Here is a 20,300-nt window from a genome sequence, read left to right on the forward strand (position 1 = left end):
CGGCGGAGGCGGCGGCCTCGCGGTCACGCTCCTCCTCGGCGACGGCGCGCTTCAGGGCATCCCTGCCCGCATCGGCGACGGCCTTGGGCGCGGCGTGCTTCGCGAGCATCGGCTGCTGGACGGCGGCGACCTCGGCGGCGGCGGCCGGCGAATGGCGCTGCGCGTCAATCAGGTTCTGCGTGGGCGCGGGGATGCGCACCTTGTTGCCGTGCACCTCACGGAAGGCCTTGACCGGGTCGACGGCGAAGACCTCAGCGTTCGTGGGCGAACGAAGCTTCTCGCCCACGACGATCTTCGAGGGATCGCCGTTGACGAACGCGTTCGGGTTCTTGTTGGTGAGCGCGATCGAGACCTGCTCGAGGAGCGCGCCCGGGTAGCCCGGCCAGTAGAGCTTCGCGATCGACCAGAGCGTCATGTTGCGCTGGATCGTGAAGGTCTCGTTCGGGTCAAAGCCGTTGAGGGCCACGTACTCGCGCACGACGGCCGGGGCGTTCGAGCCCGCGGGGGCGCGGCGGACGGCCTGGCGCTTCGGCTCGGCGGCGGGCTGAGCAGGCGCGGCGGCCTTCTGCGGAGCGGGAGCGGCAGCGGGCTTGGGCTCGGGACGGGGCTCGGCCTTCGGCAGGGGCGGCGTCGGCACGACGGGCTTCTGCGCGACTGCGGGCGCCGGCTTCTGCACCGGAGCGGGCGCAGGCTTCTCGACGGGCGCTGCAGCGGGCTTCTGAACCGGCGCGGCAGCGGGCTTCTGCGCCGCGGGAGGCAGTTCATAGCGCTCCACGCGCTCGATGATCTTTCCCTGCGTCGAGGGCTTCGCCGGCTGGGTGCCGCCCGAGGGCGTCTCGTTCTGCGCGAGCACGCTGAAGCCCGTGGGATTGCGCTGGATGAAGTAGTTGCGCACCGAGACGACGCCGCCGGCGTTCATCTCAATCAGGAGCGGGAAGCTCGCGTCAACCTTCTGCGAGCCCGTGACGCGCACGCGGACCGTGCTCGGGTCGCCGCTCATGCGGGTCATGCGCAGGTCCTGGGCCTCCTGGGGCCACTGCACGCCCTCGCGCAGATAGGTCGCGGGAGGCGCGACACGCACGAGAATCGGGGAAATGGAGAGATCCACGTCCTGGATCTCAAGGGTCGCGTCAAGGGGCTGGCCCGGCACGCTCCGGATGTTGAGCGGGCCGAGTGCCACGGCGCCGGCCGCGGTGGCGAATGCGGAGAGCATCGCCGCGATGAGCAGAGGAAGCTTTCTGGAAATCATTGCTTAATGCGCGGATTTTCTCTGAGCGAGGGCGGCCGGAAAACAGTTTTCTCCGCTGACGGAAGGTTCAGCGCAAAGGAGCGCCGTGCCGCCTCTACTCTCATTTTTTATCTGTGGTGCGGGCATGATACCGCACCCACCGCCCGTGCTCCCGCACCGTCTCAATAAGACAGGAGGGCTTTCTTGGATTGAAAGCCCTCCCGGAGGAAGCGAAGCGTTGATTTTCAGAGACCTCTGAGGGGTCTTATTCGGCCTCGGGCGGCACTTCGCGGCCGATGAGGTCGTGCTCCTCGTTGGCGGTCATGCGCACGCGCACGATGTCGCCGGGCTTGAGCGCGCGGTCCGTGGTGACGTAGCAAACGCCGTCGATGTCGGGGGCGTCGGACTTGGTGCGGCCGACCGCGACGCCGTCCTCGTCGGGCTCCTCGTCGATGATCACGTCCTCGACGCCGCCGATGCGTTTGGCAAGCTTCTCGAGCGAGATCTGCGCCTGGAGCTCCATCAGACGCCGGCGGCGGTCCTCACGGACCTCGTCGGGCAGAGCCCCCGGGAGGGAATTGGCCACCGCGCCCTCTACGGGCGAGTACGCGAAGCAGCCGACGCGGTCGAGCTTCGCCTCGCGCAGGAAGTCGAGCAGGTACTCGAACTCCTCCTCGGTCTCGCCGGGGAAGCCCGCGATGAAGGTCGAGCGGATCGTGATGTCGGGGCAGGCCCTGCGCCAGGCCTCGATGCGCTCGAGGTTCCGCTCGCCCGAGGCCGGACGCTTCATGAGCTTCAGGATCCTCGGGTGCGCGTGCTGGAAGGGCACGTCAAGATAGGGAAGCACGAGGCCCTCGGCCATGAGCGGCACCACGTCGTCCACGCTCGGGTACGGGTAGACGTAGTGCAGGCGCGTCCAGATGTTGAGACGCCCGAGCTCGCGACAGAGGTCAAGGAGCCTCGTGTGCGCCGGGCGCCCGCCCGCGAAGTCGAGCTTGTAGCGCTTGTCGACGCCGTAGGCCGCGGTGTCCTGGCTGATGACGAGGAGCTCCTTCACGCCGGCGGCCTTGAGGTTCTCCGCCTCGCGGACGATGTCGCCGATCGGGCGCGACAGCAGCGTGCCGCGCAGGTTCGGGATGATGCAGAACGTGCAGTGGTGGTTGCACCCCTCGGAGATCTTGAGGTACGCGTAGTGCTTCGGCGTCAGGCGCACGCCCGCCGCGGGCACGAGCTCGTCCCACGGGTCGTGCGGGCGCGGCAGCACCCCTTCGACCATCTCAAGCACCTCGTCGACGCTGTCCGGGCCCGTGACGCCGATCACCTTCGGCATGCGCGCGAGCACGTAGTTCGAGCCGTCGGCCTCCTTCCTGCCGCCGAGGCACCCGCAGACGATCACGTGGCCGTTCTCGCGCAGCGCCTCCGAGATGGCGGCGAGCGACTCCTCGACGGCCTCGTTCACGAAGCCGCAGGTGTTGACGATGACGAGGTCCGCGTCCTTGTAGGTGTTGCCCACGCGGTAGCCGCGGGCGCGCAGTTCCGTGACGATGCGCTCGGTGTCGACGAGCGCCTTGGGGCAGCCGAGGGAGACGAAGCCGACGACGGGAATATGCCGAGTCATTTGGAGATTCTTTCCGGTTGGGGTCTTGTTATCTGTATGAATTCTGGCGAACCGCGGATTATGCCTCAGGACTCGATCCAGATCAGGGCCGCGTGGCGCCCGCTCTGCTTCCCGTCGCGGCGGAAGCTGAAGAAGCGCTTTGCATCGGCATAGGTCGAGAGCCCGCAGTCGGCGATGTCGCCGTCGGGGACGCCGACGGAGCTGAGGGCCATGCGGGCGAGCATGGCGAGGTCGCAGAGCCACTTGCCGTCGGGCTTTTTGGTGAAGGCCTTCTCGGCCTCCGGGAGATGCTGCTTCATCGCCTCGAGCACGTCGTCGCCCACCTCGAAGGATTCCGCGCCGATGCGCGGCCCCATCCAGACGGCGGGGACGAAGCTCTCGTCGCCGAGCGCGCGGCGCATCGCGCGCACGCCCTCCTGGATGATCCCGTCGGCGAGGCTTCTCCAGCCCGCGTGCACGGCCGCGACGATGCGGCCCTCGCGGTCGGCGAGGAGCACGGGGAGGCAGTCCGCGACCATGACGCAGGCGACGACGCCCGGGGTCATGGTCCAGGAGCCGTCGGCCTCCGGGGCGTCCGCGGCCTCATCGGCGTGGATCACCGCGGTGCCGTGGACCTGAGAGATCCACTTCGGCTCGGCGGGCAGGCACTGCGTGAGGATCTGGCGGTTCATCTTCACGCAGAAGGCGTTGTCACCCGTGCTCTTGGAGAGGTTGAGACCCATCACGCCCTCGGGGCCGCCCCAGGGGCCGCTCGAGACGCCGCCCGTGCGGCAGGTGAAGAAGGCCTTGACGCCCTTCGGAGTCTCGCCCGTCCATTCCGGGGCGATGCTCTCGAGATCTTCCTTGAAGCCAATCGACATCTTCTTTAGTTCCTTTCAAAAACCGTGACCGGGCGGTCCCAGGGACCGAAGCCGAGGTCATCCATCAGATCAATCATGTCCTCCTCGGGCGGGACGAACCACTCCATCTCCTCGCCCGTGACCGGGTGGATGAGACCGAGACGCGAGGCGTGGAGCGCCTGGCGGTGGAAGTCGAGGAGGTTCTCCATCTTGACGGCGATGCCGGGGGCGCGGCCGCGGTAGAGCTGGTCGCCGATCAGCGGCAGGTCCTCGCCGGTCAAGTGCACGCGGATCTGGTGCGTGCGGCCCGTGTCGAGGCGGCAGGCAACCCAGGAGACGGGAATGCCGTCGGCGCTCGACCAGTCAACGGCGCGGGCGCGGGTGCGGGCGGGCTTGGCGCGCACGCCCGTGGAGCCCGGGAACCCGCGGAAGCGGATGCGGCTCTTCGGGTCGCGGCCGATCGGCACGTCAACGACGAAGTCCTCCGCGGCCGTGCCGATCGTGAGCGCCCAGTACTCGCGCTTGACGGACCGGGCCTGGAGCTGGCGCACGAGGTTCGTCTGCGCGGCGAGCGTGCGGGCGACGACCATGAGGCCGGTGGTGTCGCGGTCAAGGCGGTGCACGATGCCCGCGCGCGGAACGTCCTTGAGCTCCGGGAACTGCCAGAGGAGACCGTTCAGGAGCGTCCCGTCGGGGTTCCCGGCGCCCGGGTGCACGACGAGCCCGGCGGGCTTGTTGACGACGATGATCGCATCGTCCTCGTAGACCACCTCGAACTCCACGTCCTCCTGCGGCTCGAAGGCGAGCGACTCGTCAAGCCGCGGCGGCTCGAGGAGCTCGATCTCGTCGCCCTCGGTCGCCTTCTCGCGGATTTTCTCCACGACGCGGCCGTTCAGGCGGACCTTCCCGGCCTCGATGAGCTTCTGCAGCCTCGCGCGGGACACGTCGGGCAGATGGGCCGCGAGAACCTTGTCAAGGCGCTCGCCCCAGAACCCCTCGACCGTGAAACGGGGAAGTTCGACGGATTCGGTTGCATCCTCGGCCCCGTCTTCAAAATCCTCGTCGCTATAATCGACGCTGTCTAATTCGACCTGCTCTTCACTCATGAAATCTGTCAATCCTTTCAAAAGGCTCCTGATGCGCGGCTTCGCGCTTGTCGCCGTGACGCTCGCCACGGCCTCCTGCTCCTGGCTGCAGAGCCTTGAGAAGGACCCTACGCTCGACTGGAGCGCTGACCAGCTCTACACCGAGGCGAGGTCAGCCCTTGATGATAGCAACTGGACACAGGCGAAGGACTACTACCAGAAGCTTGAGGCCCGCTATCCGTTCGGTCAGTACGCCCAGCAGGCCCAGATCGAACTGATCTACGCGACCTGGAAGGACGGTGACGCCCCGGGCGCCGTGCAGGCGGCCGACCAGTTCCTGCGCACCTATCCGAACCACGCCAACAGCGACTACGTGATGTACCTGAAGGCGCTCGCGACCCTGAACGAGACCGACAGCTGGTTCAACAAGCTCGCGGCCGAGGACCTGGCCGAGCGTGACCCGAACGCCTCCCGCGAAGCGTTCGACACCTTCAAGGAGCTCGCGCTCCGCTACCCGGACAGCCGCTTCGCCCCCGAGGCCCGCCGCCGCATGCACGGACTCGTGCTCGCGCAGGCCGAGCATGAGCTGAAGACCGCCCAGTACTACTTCGCCCGTCACGCCTACGTCGCCGCCATCGAGCGCGCCCAGCGCGTCGTGCGTGAGTTCCAGAACACACCGATGCGCGACGATGCCCTTCAGCTCATCGCCGACAGCTACGACGCCCTCAAGATCTCGGACCTCGCCACCGACACCCGCCGCATCATCGACATGAACCGCGACGGCGCGCGTGCGCAGCCTGCCCGCTGATCATCCGTCAGAACCGGCATTCCTTGAGAGAGGCCTCCCCCAGCGGAGGCCTTTCGCATATCTGGAAACACTCCCATGTCACGCCCGATCGACCCGGAAGCACCGTACCGCATGCGCATCCACCGGATGGGAAAGTATGTCTATGCGAGCACGCAGCCCGGGCAGACCGACCCGAAAACCGGCAAGCGAACCCACGCCTATGCTCACTGGGGACGGCTCGATCCGGAAACGAATCGCTTCATCCCGAACGAGGCGTTCAGAAGGCTTTCCGAGGAGGAACGGGGAAAATTCATTTTCCCCGGGGACTGGGATCTTTCGGAACTCGACGCCATCGGCACGCCGGAGTCTGATCCAGTCCCGATGCGTCTTGCCGGGGACTCGTGGTTCCTTGAGCAGATATCCCACCGGATCGGACTCACCGACGATCTCCTCGCCGCCCTCGACGGGGATGCCGCGCTCGTCAATCAGATCCTGACGCTCGCCATTTTTCCGATGCTCACCGGGTTTCTGTTCCCGCGGCTCGCGCGCTGGCAGCGTATCGCGAGGATGCCAGCCGACATCGAGCTCACGCCGGAGCGGATTGAACGAGCGATTGATGCCGTGACGCCCGGACGGGGTGAGGCGTTCCTGCGGCTGCGCCGCCTGCGGCCGGATGCCGCGGATCTTCGCCTTGACGAGCCCCGCATCGGAGGCGGCGAGGTGAGCGGCTGGGCGGTCGTCGCCATCACGGGCTCGGCGCTCATGAACCACGTCGTCAAGGTTCACGGGCAGACTGCGCTCCGTGAGATCTTCAGTTCGCCCGAGGATATGTTCGACGAGATGCGCACCATCAGGTGCATCGAGCGGCCGGGATGCGCGCCGGTGCTCGAGCGCTTCAACGAACTGCAGACCTTCGTCTGCGCGGCCTTCGGCATCGAGGTGCCCCCGGAGTGCCGGCCTGAGTAACCCAGACGCGGACAGGAATGACCGAAACGCGGACGCTCCTGCTGCCGCAAATACTCCAGTGCTGAAGCGCCTCACTCCGAGGCTCTCACAGCCAACAAAATGGAATCGATTCCACAAAGTCAGGAAATTTTCCCACTTTGTGGATTCCATTCCTCATTCTTCCCGACTTGAGGAGCCGGAATGCCTCAGACAGGCCTGGTGGACATGACCGCCGCGACCCGGCCGATGATGCGGCAGTTCTGTTGAAATTCCTCCGTGTCAACGGAGTAGGCCTCGAACCTGGGGTTGTCGCTGATCACCCGGATCGCCTTGCCGCCGATCCGCTGCAGCCGCTTGATGAAGAAGTCGCCGCCGTATGTGAAGGCATAGACGCCGTCGGTGAGCATGAAATTCACCGACTGGTCAAGCAGGATGAAGTCCCCGTCGCTCAAAGTCGGCTCCATCGCGTTGCCTTTCACGCCGAGAAGGCTGAGCTGAGACTCATCCCCCGAAACACCATGCCGCGGCGCCCAGCCGTGACCGACCTGAATCATCTTCACGGGGGCGACGCTTTCCATTGCCTCCAGGATCCTGTCATCCACCTTGTCGGAGAGATCCGCCTGATGGATCCTGACGTACTTCCTGGCATCTGGAGAGCCCAGGTAGTCCTCCTCCTCCTCGCCGGTGAGCAGCCAGGTCGGCGAGACCTGAAGCGCCTTGCTCATGCGGAGAATCATGGTGACGCTCGGCTGGTTCCTGCCGGAGACCCAGGCCGAGAACGTCTGCGGACTCGTATCGATCTCACGGGCAAAGGCGGCCTGTGATTTTTTGCTGTCTTTCAGAAGCACCCGAACGCGCTGCATGATCGTCATGGCGAATGAACCTGCGGAGAATTTGTTGTGACTCGCCTGCAGTCTAACCTCTTACAGAATCATGCACGGATTCAATGCAGAAGTTCCCGACCCGGGTAACCCAAGTGCGGACAGCAGTAACCCATTCGCGGACACCTCCGTTACACGGCCGGGCCGCATGCGAAAAGCATGTCACTGCAGGACGGTGCCGTCAGGCATTCTGCCGACGAGCCACTCGAGCGCGTTCATGCGCCAGATGCCTTCGTAGCTCATCGGCGGATCATCGTCGAGCGTGAGCAGCAGCTTCGGGTTGTTGTCGCGGACCGCCTCCAGGGACCGCAGTTCCCTCGCGAGCGTCCCTGCGTCACGGACCGTGGCCGACACCTGCACATAAAGCGTCGCGGCGTGACTGCGGGCGACGAAATCCACCTCATAGTCGTCCTGCTTGCCCACGCTCACGTCATACCCGCGGCGCAGAAGCTCGAGATAGACAACGTTCTCAAGCACATGACCGACATCCATGCCTGAGCGGGCGAGCATCAGGCGACGGAGCGCCGGGTCGACTGAATAGTATTTCTCGAGCCTTGTCAGAAGGCGCTTCCCGCGGATGTCGTAGCGCTTCGCCTCATAGAAGAGCTGGCTGGCCACAAGAGCGGAGAGGTATCTGTCCACCGTCTTGGGATCCGTTTTGCGCCTTGTGGAGGAAAGTGCATTGGCAATGCCGCGGCTTGAGACCTCGCTGCCGATGCTGTCGAAGAGGAACGCCGTGATACTCCTCAGGAGCGAGGGCTCGCTGATTTTGTAGCGCTCGACGATGTCCTTCATCAGGATGCCGTCAAGGATGCCCTCGAGATAGGTTCGGACGGCCTTGTCCGAGCCGAGCTCAAGCGCATACGGGAAGGAGCTCTGCTCAAGATAGCGGAGATAACTCTCCCGGAGAGGCTCCTTCTCTGCCGTTGCCTCCACGAACTCCCTGAAGGAGAGCGGCAGCATGCGGATCTCCACGTAGCGCCCCGTGAGGAGCGCCGCGATGTCCGCCGAGAGCAGACGCCCGTTCGACCCGGTGATGTAGATGTCCACGTTGTCGCGGATGCTGAGACTGTCCACCACCCGCGGAAAGTCTTCAACGTGCTGAATCTCGTCGAGGAAGATGTACGTCATCCTGCCGGGAACGAGCTTCTCCCTGAGGAACGTGTGCAGCGCCCGCGCCTCGCAGAGCGGCTCGGCGTCAAAGTCCTCGAAGTTCACCGCGACGATCTGCTCCTCCGTGACGCCGCTCCGGCGCAGATGCTCCTGAAGAAGCTGAAGGAGCGTCGACTTGCCGCATCGGCGCACTCCCGAGATCACCTTGATCAGTTTTTTGTCAAGAAACTCAAGAAGCTGATTGAGATACTCCGTCCTTGGCAACGTCTTCATGAGGCCCCTCGAAATGGAATTGATTCCACAAAGTCGGTAATTTTTCCTACTTTGTGGATTCTATTCCTCATTTTTCGACCGTGAAAACTGCATCCCCGGCGGTCGTGCCCCCGGACGGAAAAGGCACAGGGGTGCGCGCCGGCGGCTCCTGGCACGCACCCCTGTGCGGGATGAATCCTTCAGAAATCCAGGGCGGCCCGCCGACGGGTGGCAGTGCGGCGGCGGGCGGCCCGGAGCTCGGAGGTGACTTAGATCACGGCGTCAACCATGAGGAGGAAGACCAGGCCGAGGACCGAGACGACGGTCGACATCAGCGTCCACGAGCAGATCGTTTCCTTCGTCGTGAGGCCGAAGAACTCCTTGATCATCCAGAACGAAGCGTCGTTCACGTGGGAGCAGATGGAGCTGCCGGCGCCCGTGGCGAGCGTGATGAGGGCGAGGTTCACGTCGGCGCCCGCGATCATCGGGATCACGAGACCGGCCGTGGAGATCGCGGCGACCGTGGCCGAGCCGAGGCAGATGCGCAGCACCGAGGCGATGCCCCAGGCGAGGATGATCGGGTTGATGCCTTCGCCGGAGACAAGGTTGGCGATGTAGGCGCCGGCGCCGGAGTCAATCAGCACCTGCTTGAAGGCGCCGCCGCCGCCGATGATGAGCAGCAGACCGGCAATGCCGGCGATGCCCGCGCCGCAGGTCTTCATCAGCTCGTCCATCTTCTTGCCGCGGGCGTAGCCCATCGACCAGAGCGCGAAGAGCATCGAGACGAGCATCGCAGTCGTGGAATTGCCGATGAAGAAGACGGTCTCGAGGAAGAGCGACTCATTGCGCATCTGCGGCGTGATGAAGAACTCGAGGATCGTCACGAGCGCCATCAGGATGACGGGGAGCATCGCGGTCACGAAGCTGATGCCGAAGCCGGGCATCTCGGCGTCCGTGAAGTTCTTCGTCGAGCCGAGGGCGCTGATGTCACCGGCCTTCTCAAAGGCGGCGGGAATGAGCTTCTTGCAGAAGCGGTTGAGGAGCGGACCGGCGAGAAGGAAGGTCGGGATGCCGACTACCATGCCGTAGAGGAGCACCTGGCCGACGTCAGCGCCGTATTCCTTGGCGATGACCGTGGGGCCCGGGTGCGGCGGCAGGAAGCAGTGCGCGACGAGCAGGCCGGCGAGCATCGGGACGCACAGCGTCATCGGGCTCGTCTTGGCCTCGCGGGCGATGGCGAAGATGATCGGGATGAGGAGGATGAGGCCCACCTCGAAGAAGAGCGCGATGCCGACGATGAAGGCCGAGCAGACGACGGCCCACTCCATGTGCTTCGTGCCGAAGAAGTTGAGCATCGTCAGAGCGATGCGCTGGGCGCCGCCCGCCTCGGCGAGCAGACGGCCGAGCATCACGCCGAAGCCGAAGATGAGGCCGATGTGGCCGAGCGTGCCGCCGAAGCCGCCCTCGACCGCGCCGATGATCTTGTGGAGCGGCATGCCGCTCGCGATCGCGACGCCGATCGAGACGATGATGAGTGAGACGAAGGTGTTGAGCTTGAACCGGATCGTGAGCAGCAGCAGGGCCGCGACGCCGATTGCAATGATGAGCAGAGGCATGGTTCGTCCTTGTGCGTTTTCTACCCCCGGAGGGATAGAAAACGCTTCCTTGGGATAGAGCTTCCCCCCCCCCATGGAACGCAGGCGTCAGGAGAACTTTCTCGCCTGCGTCCCGGGGTGTCAGGGTTCAGCCGGGTTGAAGAAAAGAGGTGGGGGACCGGGAATCAGTCCTTCGGGAGCTTCTTGAAGGCCTCGACGATGCGGGGCACGTCGTAGATGCAGCCGCGCCAGGTGCCGCCCGAGAGCGACTGGAGCGCCGCCCAGAGCTTGGTGTCGTCGGGCAGGTCCGGATCCGGGGCGAGCTCGGGATGGCTCTCACGGGTGGCGAGGAGCTTCGTGGCCTCCTCGAGCGGGAGCTCGCCCGTCTCGGCGGTACCGAGGAAGTTCACGGTGCCGTGCAGGTTGACGCAGTCGATGCGCAGTTCGACGATGTCGCCCGTGCGGAGCTTGCCGATCGGGCCGCCCGCGAGCGCCTCGGGGCCGACGTGGCCGACGCAGGCGCCGGTCGAGACGCCGGAGAAGCGCGCATCGGTGACGAGCGAGACGTACTTGCCGTAGCTCAGGTGCTTGAGCGAGCTCGTCACCTGGTAGGTCTCCTCCATGCCCGTGCCCGAGGGGCCGGTGCCGATGATCACGAGGATGTCGCCCTTCTTGACCTTCTCATGCTTGATGTCGTAGACGGCCGACTTCTCGGAGAGGTAGACCTTGCAGGGGCCCTTGTGGTAGTAGACGCCGTCCTCGCCGATCACGGAGGGATCGATGGCGGTCGACTTGATCACGGAGCCCTCGGGGGCGATGTTGCCCACGGGGAAGGTGATGGTCGAGGTGAGACCGCGCTCGCGGGCCACCTTCGGCGACATGATGACGTCGTCGGGGCTGACGTGCTCCTGGCGCTCGAGGATCTCCTTGAAGCGCTGGCGGCGCTCGGACTTCTCCCACCACTCGAGGTTCTCGCCGACGGTCTTGCCCGTGACGGTGAGCGCGTCGAGGTGCAGGAGGCCGAGGTCACGCAGATGGAGCATGACCTCCGGCACGCCGCCCGCCATGAAGGCGCGGACGGTGGGATGGTACTTCGGGCCGTTCGGCAGAACGTCGACGAGGCGCGGCACGGCCTGGTTGATGCGGATCCAGTCCTCGACCGCCGGGAGCTTCACGCCGGCCTGATGCGCGATCGCCGGGATGTGCAGCAGCAGGTTGGTCGATCCGCCGAAGGCGGCGTGGATCATCATGCCGTTCTCGATCGCCTTCCAGGTGAGAATGTCCTTGCCCGTGATGCCGGCCTTGACGAGGTTGATCGCGGCGCGCGCGGAGGCGCGGGCGATGTCGACCCAGACGGGCTCGCCCGACGGGGCGAGCGCGGAGTGCGGGAGCGCGAGGCCGAGGCCTTCGGCGACGACCTGCGAGGTGCCGGCCGTGCCGAGGAACTGGCAGCCGCCGCCCGCGGAGGCGCAGGCCGAGCAGCCGAAGCGGCGGGCGTCATGGAGCGAGAGCTCGCCGTTGGCGAAGCGCGCGCCGATCGTCTGCACGCGGCCGTTGTCCTCGCCGCCCACGGCGGGCAGGGTCGAGCCGCCCGGGATGAGGACGATCGCGCGGTTGTGCTGGCTCGCGAGCGCCATCATCGTGGCGGGCAGACCCTTGTCGCAGGTCGCGACGCCGACGACGGCCTTCACGTTCGGGAGGGACCTGATCAGGCGGCGCATCGTCATGCTTGCGTCGTTGCGGTACGGGAGCGAGTCGAACATGCCGAGCGTGCCCTGCGTGCGGCCGTCGCACGGGTCGGAGACGTAGACGGCGTAGGGGAGGTTCTTGCCTTTCGCGATCTCCTCGGCGGCGGCGCGCATCTGCACGTCGAGCTCGTAGTGACCCTGGTGCAGCGCGAGCGCGATGGGCTTGCCGTCGGCGGCGCGGATGCCGCCCAGGGTCGAGACGAGCAGGATCTCGTCACGGTCGAGCTCGTCGGGGTTCCAGCCGATGCCGGCGTTCATGGTCATGCCGAAGAGGTCGCCGCTCGGGCGGTTGATGAGCATCGCGGGCGTGAGCGGGAGCTCGCCCTTCGGGCCGTCCGCATGGGTGCGGATCTGATAGATCGTCTCGTCGGCCTGGTCGTAGCAGTCAGTCATTTCTTTCACTCCTTGGGGTCTTGTCAGGTGCTGCGGATCAGAGAAGGCCCTCGGCCTTGAGGAAGGCGTCGACCTTCGCCTTCACCTCGTCGGTGAGCGGGCGGACGGGCGGCAGCGCATAGGTGTTCATCTCGACGCCGGCGACGCGCACGGTGGCGTACTTGATCACGCTCATGAAGGGCACCTCGATGCCGTAGAGCGCCGGGAGCTGGACGAGCTTCTTGTCGAGCTCGACCGCCTTCTGGTAGTCGCCCTTCCTGAAGGCCTCGTAGATGCCGACCGAGAGGTCCGGGGCGAAGTTCATGCTCGCGGTGATGGAGCCGTCGCCGCCGAGCTCAAGCGTGTTGAGGAGGTGGTCGTCGTAGCCCGCGAAGACGGAGAAATCCGGGCGGATCGGCTTGATCGTGCGGATCATGGCGCGGATGTGGCCGACGTTGTCGATCGTCTCCTTGATGCCGACGATGTTGTCGTTGGCAAGCACGAGGCGCTTGACGACCTCGGCATTGAGGTCCTGGCCGGTGAGGTCCGGGAAGTTGTAGATGATGACCGGGAGCTTCACGGCCGAGCAGATCGCCTTGTAGTAGGCGTCGAGGTTCGCCGGGGCGACCTTCCAGTAGTAAGGATTGATCACGACGATGCCGTCGGCGCCGATCGACTCGGCGTGCTTCGCGAGTTCCACGGCCTCGCGGGTGTTGGGCGAGCCCACGCCGATCAGGACGGGGACGCGGCCTGCGGCGGCCGCGACGCCGGCCTCGGCCATCGCCTTGCGCTCGGCCGTGTTCATCTGCGAGAACTCGCCGCCCGTGCCGAGGTAGAAGAGACCGTGCACGCCGTGCTCGATCAGGTAGTCGGCGAGGCGCTTCGCAGCCGCGGCGTCGACGTTGCCTTCCGCGTCGAAGGTCGAGGACACCGGCGGGATGCAGCCGTGGAATTTCGTCATGATGAGAATCTCCTTCTTGAAAGTCTCTTGGGGTGTGTTCTGCCGCCCTTCACCTGAGGGCGAGAATCTGCGGGAGGGGGCCGCTGTAGCCGAGTCCCCGTGAAATCTGTTCCGTGCACTCGGCGAGCATGCGGAGGTAGCCGTCGAGCTTGTCGGGCGTGAAGATGGTCGGATCCGCCGAAAGCGACACCGCGTACGGGACGCGTCCGGAGAGGTCGAAGACCGGAGCGGATATGCACACCGCGCCGTCAGCTGACTCCTCCGCGTCCATGCCCCATCCGCGCTGGCGCGTGAGAGCCAGTTCCTCCACGAAGAGGTTCCGGTCGGTGATCGTTTTCGGCGTTCTGCGCACGAGCCTGAGCTCATCGAGGTAGAGCTTCAGCTCGCCCTCGGGCTTCCACGCGAGCAGCACCTTGCCGAGGGCCGTGACGTGGAACTCAAGCTTCTTGCCGACCCAGCTGCGCTCGGTCGGACGGGAGCGGGGGCTCTCGACCTTGTCGAGATAGATCGCGTGGAAGTCCTCGATCGTGCCGAGGTGGCAGATGAGGCCGCTCTGCATGGCGAGCTCCTGCATCGGGCGCTTCGAGATCTCGAAGAGGCTGCGGCGATGCAGCGACTGGCAGCCGAGTTCGTAGACCTTGATGCCGAGCTGATACTGGCGCGCGTCGTTCTTCACGAGGAGGCCGCACTCGACCATCGTGTCAAGCAAATTCAAGAGACTGCTCTTCGGAAGCTCGAAGTCATCCTTCAGCTGCGTGAAGCTCGCCGCGCCCTTGTGAGCGATGTAGGTGAGAATCCTGTCAGCCCGGATGAGTGATGTGCAGCCTTTGCCGGCCATGTCGTGTCCGCTCCTTGATTGGTTGGGATGGCGTCATTCTGATGTGAGGGAAGTCCCGTGTGAATCAGGGGTTCAACAAGTTGAACCGAAATGGATGGCCGGAATTCTAGATTTCACGTTTTCATGTAAATCAAATAATTGGCAATCAAATTTTTCAGTTTCTCCTCAGGCTCCCGCAGGGACTGCACGGACGTCGCGGCCGCGCTATCCAAAACTGCAAACAGCTCCGGGGAGCGCGTCCCGCCTTCCGGACGCCTGGTCAGAAGATGCCGGGGAAAGACAGGGACGCATCCCCGGACACCCCCTCGGTCGCCCCGTTTTCCCCTCTGCCGCAGGGGATCCGGGGTTCCGGCCGGCGACTTTTCGCCCCCTGCATGACACCCGTTCCGGAACGACAGAGAAAACAAAATCAGGATTTACGGGGGCCTGCCTCCGGCTCCGCCGGAACGCCATGCCCGTACGAACACCTGCAGGAGAACGGCATTGAGGATTTCCTCCTCTTTGCGCAATAGCGTTGATCAAATACAATCGGGACGGCATTTCGCGTCGCCGTTCCCTCAGGCATCGCCCGGCGGCCGGCCGCTGCACAGGCATGGGAGGCCGCTGCAGCCTCGGACGGACAGCCCGTCCGCGAAACAGAACACCAAAGGAACCGCTCCATCATGCAATTACGCTCCGCCCTCTCGCTCATCCTTCTCCCGCTCTGCGCCGCTCTCTCTATCGGCACCGCCTCGGCCGAGACGCTGAGGCTCGGTCACACGGCGGCGACCTCGCACGCGCATCACGAGGCCGCGCAGCTCTTTGCGAAGAACGTCGCGGACCGCACGGGCGGCAGGGTGAAGATCGAGATCTATCCGGCGGGCGAACTCGGCGACCAGCCCGCGCTCGCCGAGCAGGTGACGCTCTCGGCGCTCGACATGGGCATCATTTCGCTCGGCAACCTCGCGATGTACTCGAGGAAGTTGAACGCCATGACGGCTCCCTTCCTCTTCTCCGACTACGACCACGCGCACCGCGTGATCGACAAGTTCGTGATGCCCTGGATGAACGAAGGTCTCGCCGCGCATGACGCCGTCGGCCTCTCGATGTTCGACTACGGCTTCCGCCAGACGACCACCCAGGACATCGTCGTGAACTCCGCCGATGACCTGAAGGGCGTCAAGATCCGCGTGCCGCCCGCGACGGGCCTTCTCGCCGCCTTTGACTCGATCGGCGCCAACACGCAGAAGATCGCCTACTCGGAGCTCTACACGTCGCTCAAACAGGGCGTCGTGCAGGGCGAGGAGAACCCCGTCTTCACGATCCTCGCCGACTCGCTCTTCGAGACGCAGAACCAGCTCGCGATGACGAATCACTACTTCGACTGCCAGGTTTTGCTCATCAACAAGATGGTCTTCGAGACGCTCGACCCCGAGACGCAGAAGATCCTCCAGGAGGAAGCCGTCAACGCGCAGAACCTCACGCGCGAGCGCATCAGCAAGGGTGAGGCCGCAGTGGTCGAGGAACTCAAGGCCAAGGGCATGAACGTCACCTACCCTGACCGCGCCTCCTTCACCACGAAGATGCAGCCCGCCTACGCGAAGATCGGCGAGCTCGCCGGCAAGGCCGAGATGGAGAAGCTCCTGAAGGCGATCGACGCCGAAAAGGCGAAGTAATCCGCCCTCAAAAACAATAAAAACAGGAAGGAGACCGCAGCCGTGGTCATGTTCGTCATCTTCGCCTCCGTCCTCGTCCTGATGCTTCTCGGCGTCACGACGGCCGTGACGATGGGCTTTGCCTCAACGGCCACGTTCCTGCTCTTCGGCGGCGACATGGCCCGCCTTTTCCTCGTCCCGCAGCGCATGTTCGCGCAGGTCTCCGGCATCACGCTCATGTCGATTCCCTTCTTCCTCCTGATGGGAAATCTCATGAGCGTGGGCGGCATCTCGAAGAGCCTCTTCGGGTTCGGGCGCGTCTGCCTCGGCCACCGCTGGGGAGGGCTCTCGAACGCCGCCATCGTCGCCTGCATCATCATGGCCGCGATGTCGGGCTCGGCCGCGGCCTGCGCCGCCGGCATCGGCATGATCGCCATCGCCGAGATGACGAAGGCGGGCTACAGCCGCTCCTTCTCCTGCGCCACGATCGCGGCGGGCGGCGCTTTGGGCCCCATCATCCCGCCCTCGATCACGCTGATTCTCTACGCGGGCCTCACGCAGACAAGCGTCAACGCGCTCTTCGCCGCGGGCACCGTCCCGGGCGTGCTGATCGGCATCGCCTTCATGTTCTGGTCCTCGTGGGTGAGCAAGCGTGAGGGCTATGCCAAGACCGACCCCACGCCGTGGGGCGAGCGATGGACGGCCTTCAAGGACGCGTTCTTCGCGCTCATGACTCCGGTGATCGTGATCGGCGGCATGTTCGCCGGTCTCTTCACCGCGACCGAGGCGGCGGCCGTGGCGTCCTTCTACGTGATGATCCTCGGGTTCTTCGTCTTCAAGACGCTTCATCTGAAGGACCTGCCGAAGATCTTCTGGGACACGGCCGAGCAGACCGCGAAGGTGATGTTCGTGATCGCGACGGCCGGGTTCTTCCAGTACGTGCTTCTCTACACCCGCATCCCGCAGCAGGCGATCGCCTTCATCTCGACGAGCTTCACGTCTGTCGCCCCCGTGCTCCTCATCATCATCGCGCTCCTCGTGATCATGGGCTGCTTCATGGAGGGCACGGCGATTCTGCTGATCACCGTTCCGATCTTCGTGCCGCTCGCCAAGGCCTTCGGCTACGACATCATTCAGTTGGGCGTCGTCATGTGCATCGCACTCGCCGTGGGCGTGCTCACGCCGCCCGTGGGCCTCAACCTATACGTGATGGCATCCATCACCGGAGAGAAGGTGATGGCGATCGCGAAGGACTGCCTCGGCTACGTGATCATCATGATCCTCTTCTCGATCCTGGTCGCCTTCTTCCCCGAGCTCTCGCTCGGCCTCGCGCACCTCGTTCCTTAAATCTGCAGGAGTTTAGAAATGAACGCGATTCTCTCCCTTCTGCAGATGATCGACGGCGTGGTGAGCAGGACGGCCCGCGCGATCTGCATCGTGGCGCTCATGGCGATCTTCGTCATGTTCATGGCGAACGTCTTCGTGCGGTTCGTCCCGGTCTACAACTTCACCCAGACCGACGACTGGATCCAGATCTGCCTCATCTGGATGATCTTCCTCGCCGCGCAGGAACTCGTGCGCACGCGCAGCCACTTCGTCGTCGACGTTCTCACCGAACGCCTGCGCGGCACGCCCCTCGGGCGCGTCTGCCGCGTCATCGTCTGCGTGATCGAACTCGTCATGTACGCCGTCATCTGCTGGTACGGCTGGGTGTGGGTGATGCGCGCGCAGGCCTACATGCAGTCGATCCCGTGGCTGCAGATGCGCGTCGCCTACGCGGCAATCCCAGTGAGCGCCTTCTTCATGACCTGCTACGGCATCCGCGACCTCTTCGAGGCCGTGCGGAACCTCATCCGCGGGCACGGCGACATCGAGGTGCTCGAGGAGTGGTGATCCTTCCTCCGGCGCGTTGAGCGCCTCCACAGAAGCTGACGGCCGCATTCCCGAGGGAGTGCGGCCGTTCCGTTCTGCAATTCCTGTCCGAGCGGTTACTGCTCGCGTCCGGCGGCCTTCATGCCGCGCTCGAGGTTGAGCGGGACGAGGGCGATCAACGAGGCGACGAAGAAGATGCCGGTCACGCAGATCGCAAGACGGTGGTCATTGCCGGTGATCCAGGTGACCGAGCCGTAGGCGAGCGGACCCACGATCGCGGCGACCCAGAGCGCCATGTTCCAGAAGCTGAAGAACTCGGCCGAACGGCTCTCGGGCGAGAGAAGTGAGACCATCGCGCGGCCGGCGGACTGAGAGGACCCCATCGCGAGGCCGGCGAGATTGGCCGCCACCCAGAAGACCGGGCGGGTCGTGGCGAAGGCCGCGCAGGCGATCATCGCGATCCAGCAGAGGAGCGTGAGCGCGAGCGCCCGCTTGTGACCGATGCGGTCCTGCAGGTACCCGAAGCCGAAGGCGCCGACGGCCGCGGTGATGTTGACGAGGAAGACGAGGATGAGCGTGTCCGTCGTCGTGAAGCCCATTACCTCGGCCGCGTAGACCGCCGAGAGCGTGATCACGATCGAGATGCCCGACTGGTAGAGGAAGCCGCAGAGCGCGAGGCAGGCGAAGTCACGGTATTCGCCGAGGCTCCGGCAGGTCTTCAGCACCTCGCGGAAGCTTTCGAGACAGAGGTCGCGCAGTTCCTTGCCGCCCGTGCCGCGGGGCTTCGCGCGCTCCTTCAACATCGTGAAGATCGGGATCGAGGCGAGCGCGAAGACGGCCGCCGTGACGATCATCGTTCCCGCGACGCGCTGGTCCATCGTGAGCCCTATCGACTCGCCGCCCACGACGATCGCGAGCGACGCGCCGAGCGTCACGAGGCCGCCGCAGTAGCCGAAGGACCAGCCCCAGCCGGAAACCTTGCCCACGGCCTCGGGCCGGGCGATCTCCGGGAGGAAGGCGGAATTGAGCGTCTCGCCCACGTTGTAGCCGATGTTCGAGAGGATGATCATCGCGCCGGCGAGCGCGATCGTTCCCTCGCCGCAGAAGGCGAGACCGAGGGTGCCGACGATGCAGCAGGCCGTGGCGACGAAGAGCCAGAACTTCTTCTTCGCGGTCGCGTCGGCGATCGCGCCGATCACGGGCATGAGCACGAGACTCACGGCGTTGCTCGCCGCGATCACGCAGGTCCAGGCGAAGGTCGCCCAGGTCGCGTCCCCCGCGATCGTGGAGACGAAGTAGGCGTTGAAGACCGCCGTGAGCACGACGGTCGTGTAGCCCGAGTTCGCGAAGTCAAAGGCGGACCACGCCCAGACCTCGCGCGGGCGCACGCCCGGCATCAGCGTTTTGGAATCAATCATGGCTCAGGCGTCCTCACAAGGCCCTGCAGATGGGTGAACACACTTCGCGCGAGGCTGCGGAGCATGTAGCCGCCCTCAAGCACGCTCACGAGCCTCCCTTCGCAGATGTGCCAGGAGGCCTCCACGAGAAGGCGCGTCACGCGTGCGTAGTCGATCTCGGCGGCCTTGAGCTGCGCGATGCGCTCCTCGGCATGGGCGTCAAAGCCCGCCGAGAGAATGATGAGCTCGGGCTCGAACTGCTCGATCTCGGGCATCCACACGTCCTCGACGATGCGGCGCAGCTCCACGCCGTCGGCGCCCGCCTCAAGCGGCGAGATCACCACGTTCCCGGGCGTCGGCTCCATGCGGCGGTGCGGAAAGAGCGGCCACTGGAAGAGCGAGAGGAAGCGGATCTCCGGGATCCCGGCCACGATCTCCTCGGTGCCGTCGCCGTGATGCGCGTCGAAGTCGAGGATCATGACGCGGCTGAGACGGTAGCGCTTCCTTGCGTACAAAGCCGCGATCGCGGCGTTGTTGAGGTAGCAGAAGCCGCTCGCGCGGTTTCTCGAGGCGTGGTGTCCGGGCGGGCGGACCCCGCAGAAGGCGTTCTTCACCGTGCGCGAGAAGACGGCATCCACGGCGCGCACCGCGGCGCCGGCGCTCGCCATCGCGCAGTCGAAGGTGTCCGCGCCCACGCGGGTGTCGGGCTCGGAGAAGCGCGCGAGCGCCTCCCGGTCGCCCTTGCTGGCGAGCTCGAGGGCGCTGACGTAGTCGGCATCGTGCGCGAGCAGCACGGCATCCATCGGCGCCGGGCCGCAGTCGATGCGGCGCACGCGCCCGCCGAAGCCGCCGAGCATCAGGCGGGTTTCGATCGCCTCAATGCGGTCGGGGGACTCCGGCGCCTCCTCGAGCGGGTTGGGGAGGCTGACGAGCTGATGCGTGAAATACCCGGTCGGAAGTGTTTTCCAGTCGCTCGATGACATTCTCTCGGGGAAGGTGGTTGATCGGATGGGGCAGATGCGCCGCCCCAAAGGGCGGCGCGTCCTGTGGCTGAACATGGATTCGATATTAGCAGTGCGGGGGCCCGGGGGCTCAGCGGCTTTCCGTGACCGTCTGTGTCCCCGGGCCTGTCGCT

The 20,300-nt window shown here is 65.3% G+C and carries 16 protein-coding genes and 1 pseudogene; 5 read left to right on the forward strand and 12 right to left on the reverse strand.

The features are described 5' to 3' along the window. The 4 genes and pseudogenes from Q4F91_RS08345 to Q4F91_RS08360 all read right to left on the reverse strand — a co-directional run. Window positions 1-1,249: pseudogene (locus Q4F91_RS08345) on the reverse strand (fimbrial protein FimV); the annotation flags it as partial. A gap of 244 nt (window positions 1,250-1,493) precedes the next feature. After that, the gene (rimO, locus tag Q4F91_RS08350; RefSeq protein WP_303336618.1) at window positions 1,494-2,846 is read right to left on the reverse strand and encodes a 30S ribosomal protein S12 methylthiotransferase RimO; all 1,353 of its coding nucleotides are present in this window, start codon (window positions 2,844-2,846) and stop codon (window positions 1,494-1,496) included. A gap of 65 nt (window positions 2,847-2,911) precedes the next feature. Next, window positions 2,912-3,706 (reverse strand): peptidoglycan editing factor PgeF, encoded by a 795-nt coding sequence (pgeF, locus tag Q4F91_RS08355; protein WP_303336619.1) that lies wholly within the window; start codon window positions 3,704-3,706, stop codon window positions 2,912-2,914. Window positions 3,707-3,711: 5 nt separating this feature from the next. Beyond that, window positions 3,712-4,791, reverse strand: a complete 1,080-nt coding sequence (locus Q4F91_RS08360; RefSeq protein WP_303336621.1) for an RluA family pseudouridine synthase — start codon at window positions 4,789-4,791, stop codon at window positions 3,712-3,714. 31 nt (window positions 4,792-4,822) lie between these two features. Between Q4F91_RS08360 and Q4F91_RS08365 the strand changes: the two genes are divergently transcribed. Beyond that, complete coding sequence (locus Q4F91_RS08365; RefSeq protein WP_303336623.1) at window positions 4,823-5,578, forward strand: outer membrane protein assembly factor BamD; 756 nt, start codon at window positions 4,823-4,825, stop codon at window positions 5,576-5,578. A 75-nt stretch (window positions 5,579-5,653) separates the two neighbouring features. Then, window positions 5,654-6,523: a hypothetical protein gene (locus Q4F91_RS08370; RefSeq protein ID WP_303336625.1), complete on the forward strand. Its 870-nt coding sequence runs from the start codon at window positions 5,654-5,656 to the stop codon at window positions 6,521-6,523. A 185-nt stretch (window positions 6,524-6,708) separates the two neighbouring features. Here Q4F91_RS08370 and Q4F91_RS08375 read toward each other — a convergent pair whose 3' ends face one another. The 6 genes from Q4F91_RS08375 to Q4F91_RS08400 form a co-directional block, all read right to left on the reverse strand. Then, complete coding sequence (locus Q4F91_RS08375) at window positions 6,709-7,374, reverse strand: S24 family peptidase (RefSeq protein WP_303336627.1); 666 nt, start codon at window positions 7,372-7,374, stop codon at window positions 6,709-6,711. A 171-nt stretch (window positions 7,375-7,545) separates the two neighbouring features. Continuing rightward, a complete protein-coding gene (locus Q4F91_RS08380; protein ID WP_303336628.1) occupies window positions 7,546-8,769 on the reverse strand; it encodes an ATP-binding protein in 1,224 nt (407 codons plus the stop codon). Window positions 8,770-9,017: 248 nt separating this feature from the next. After that, entirely contained in the window at window positions 9,018-10,364 is a 1,347-nt protein-coding gene (locus Q4F91_RS08385; protein WP_303336630.1) for a gluconate:H+ symporter, read from the reverse strand. Window positions 10,365-10,528: 164 nt separating this feature from the next. Then, the gene (locus Q4F91_RS08390; RefSeq protein WP_303336632.1) at window positions 10,529-12,484 is read right to left on the reverse strand and encodes a YjhG/YagF family D-xylonate dehydratase; all 1,956 of its coding nucleotides are present in this window, start codon (window positions 12,482-12,484) and stop codon (window positions 10,529-10,531) included. Between the two features lie 37 nt (window positions 12,485-12,521). Next, a complete protein-coding gene (locus Q4F91_RS08395) occupies window positions 12,522-13,424 on the reverse strand; it encodes a dihydrodipicolinate synthase family protein (protein WP_303336634.1) in 903 nt (300 codons plus the stop codon). Between the two features lie 49 nt (window positions 13,425-13,473). Then, entirely contained in the window at window positions 13,474-14,262 is a 789-nt protein-coding gene (locus Q4F91_RS08400; protein ID WP_303336636.1) for an IclR family transcriptional regulator, read from the reverse strand. A gap of 662 nt (window positions 14,263-14,924) precedes the next feature. Here Q4F91_RS08400 and Q4F91_RS08405 point away from each other — a divergent pair. The 3 genes from Q4F91_RS08405 to Q4F91_RS08415 are packed head-to-tail and all read left to right on the forward strand — an operon-like array spanning window position 14,925 to window position 17,789. Beyond that, window positions 14,925-15,917: a TRAP transporter substrate-binding protein gene (locus tag Q4F91_RS08405; protein WP_303336638.1), complete on the forward strand. Its 993-nt coding sequence runs from the start codon at window positions 14,925-14,927 to the stop codon at window positions 15,915-15,917. A gap of 48 nt (window positions 15,918-15,965) precedes the next feature. Continuing rightward, a complete protein-coding gene (locus Q4F91_RS08410) occupies window positions 15,966-17,243 on the forward strand; it encodes a TRAP transporter large permease (protein ID WP_303336646.1) in 1,278 nt (425 codons plus the stop codon). Between the two features lie 18 nt (window positions 17,244-17,261). After that, window positions 17,262-17,789, forward strand: a complete 528-nt coding sequence (locus Q4F91_RS08415) for a TRAP transporter small permease (protein WP_303336640.1) — start codon at window positions 17,262-17,264, stop codon at window positions 17,787-17,789. A gap of 95 nt (window positions 17,790-17,884) precedes the next feature. On the opposite strand, the gene Q4F91_RS08420 is transcribed toward Q4F91_RS08415, so the two are convergent. Together Q4F91_RS08420 and Q4F91_RS08425 are read right to left on the reverse strand one after the other, a co-directional pair. Then, entirely contained in the window at window positions 17,885-19,186 is a 1,302-nt protein-coding gene (locus Q4F91_RS08420; protein ID WP_303336642.1) for an MFS transporter, read from the reverse strand. Beyond that, window positions 19,183-20,148 (reverse strand): histone deacetylase family protein, encoded by a 966-nt coding sequence (locus Q4F91_RS08425; protein ID WP_303336644.1) that lies wholly within the window; start codon window positions 20,146-20,148, stop codon window positions 19,183-19,185. Before Q4F91_RS08425 ends, Q4F91_RS08420 begins: the two co-directional genes overlap by 4 nt. Window positions 20,149-20,300: the final 152 nt, after the last annotated feature.

The organism is Sutterella sp. (genome assembly GCF_030539355.1).
In the GTDB taxonomy this organism is placed as follows: domain Bacteria; phylum Pseudomonadota; class Gammaproteobacteria; order Burkholderiales; family Burkholderiaceae_F; genus Sutterella.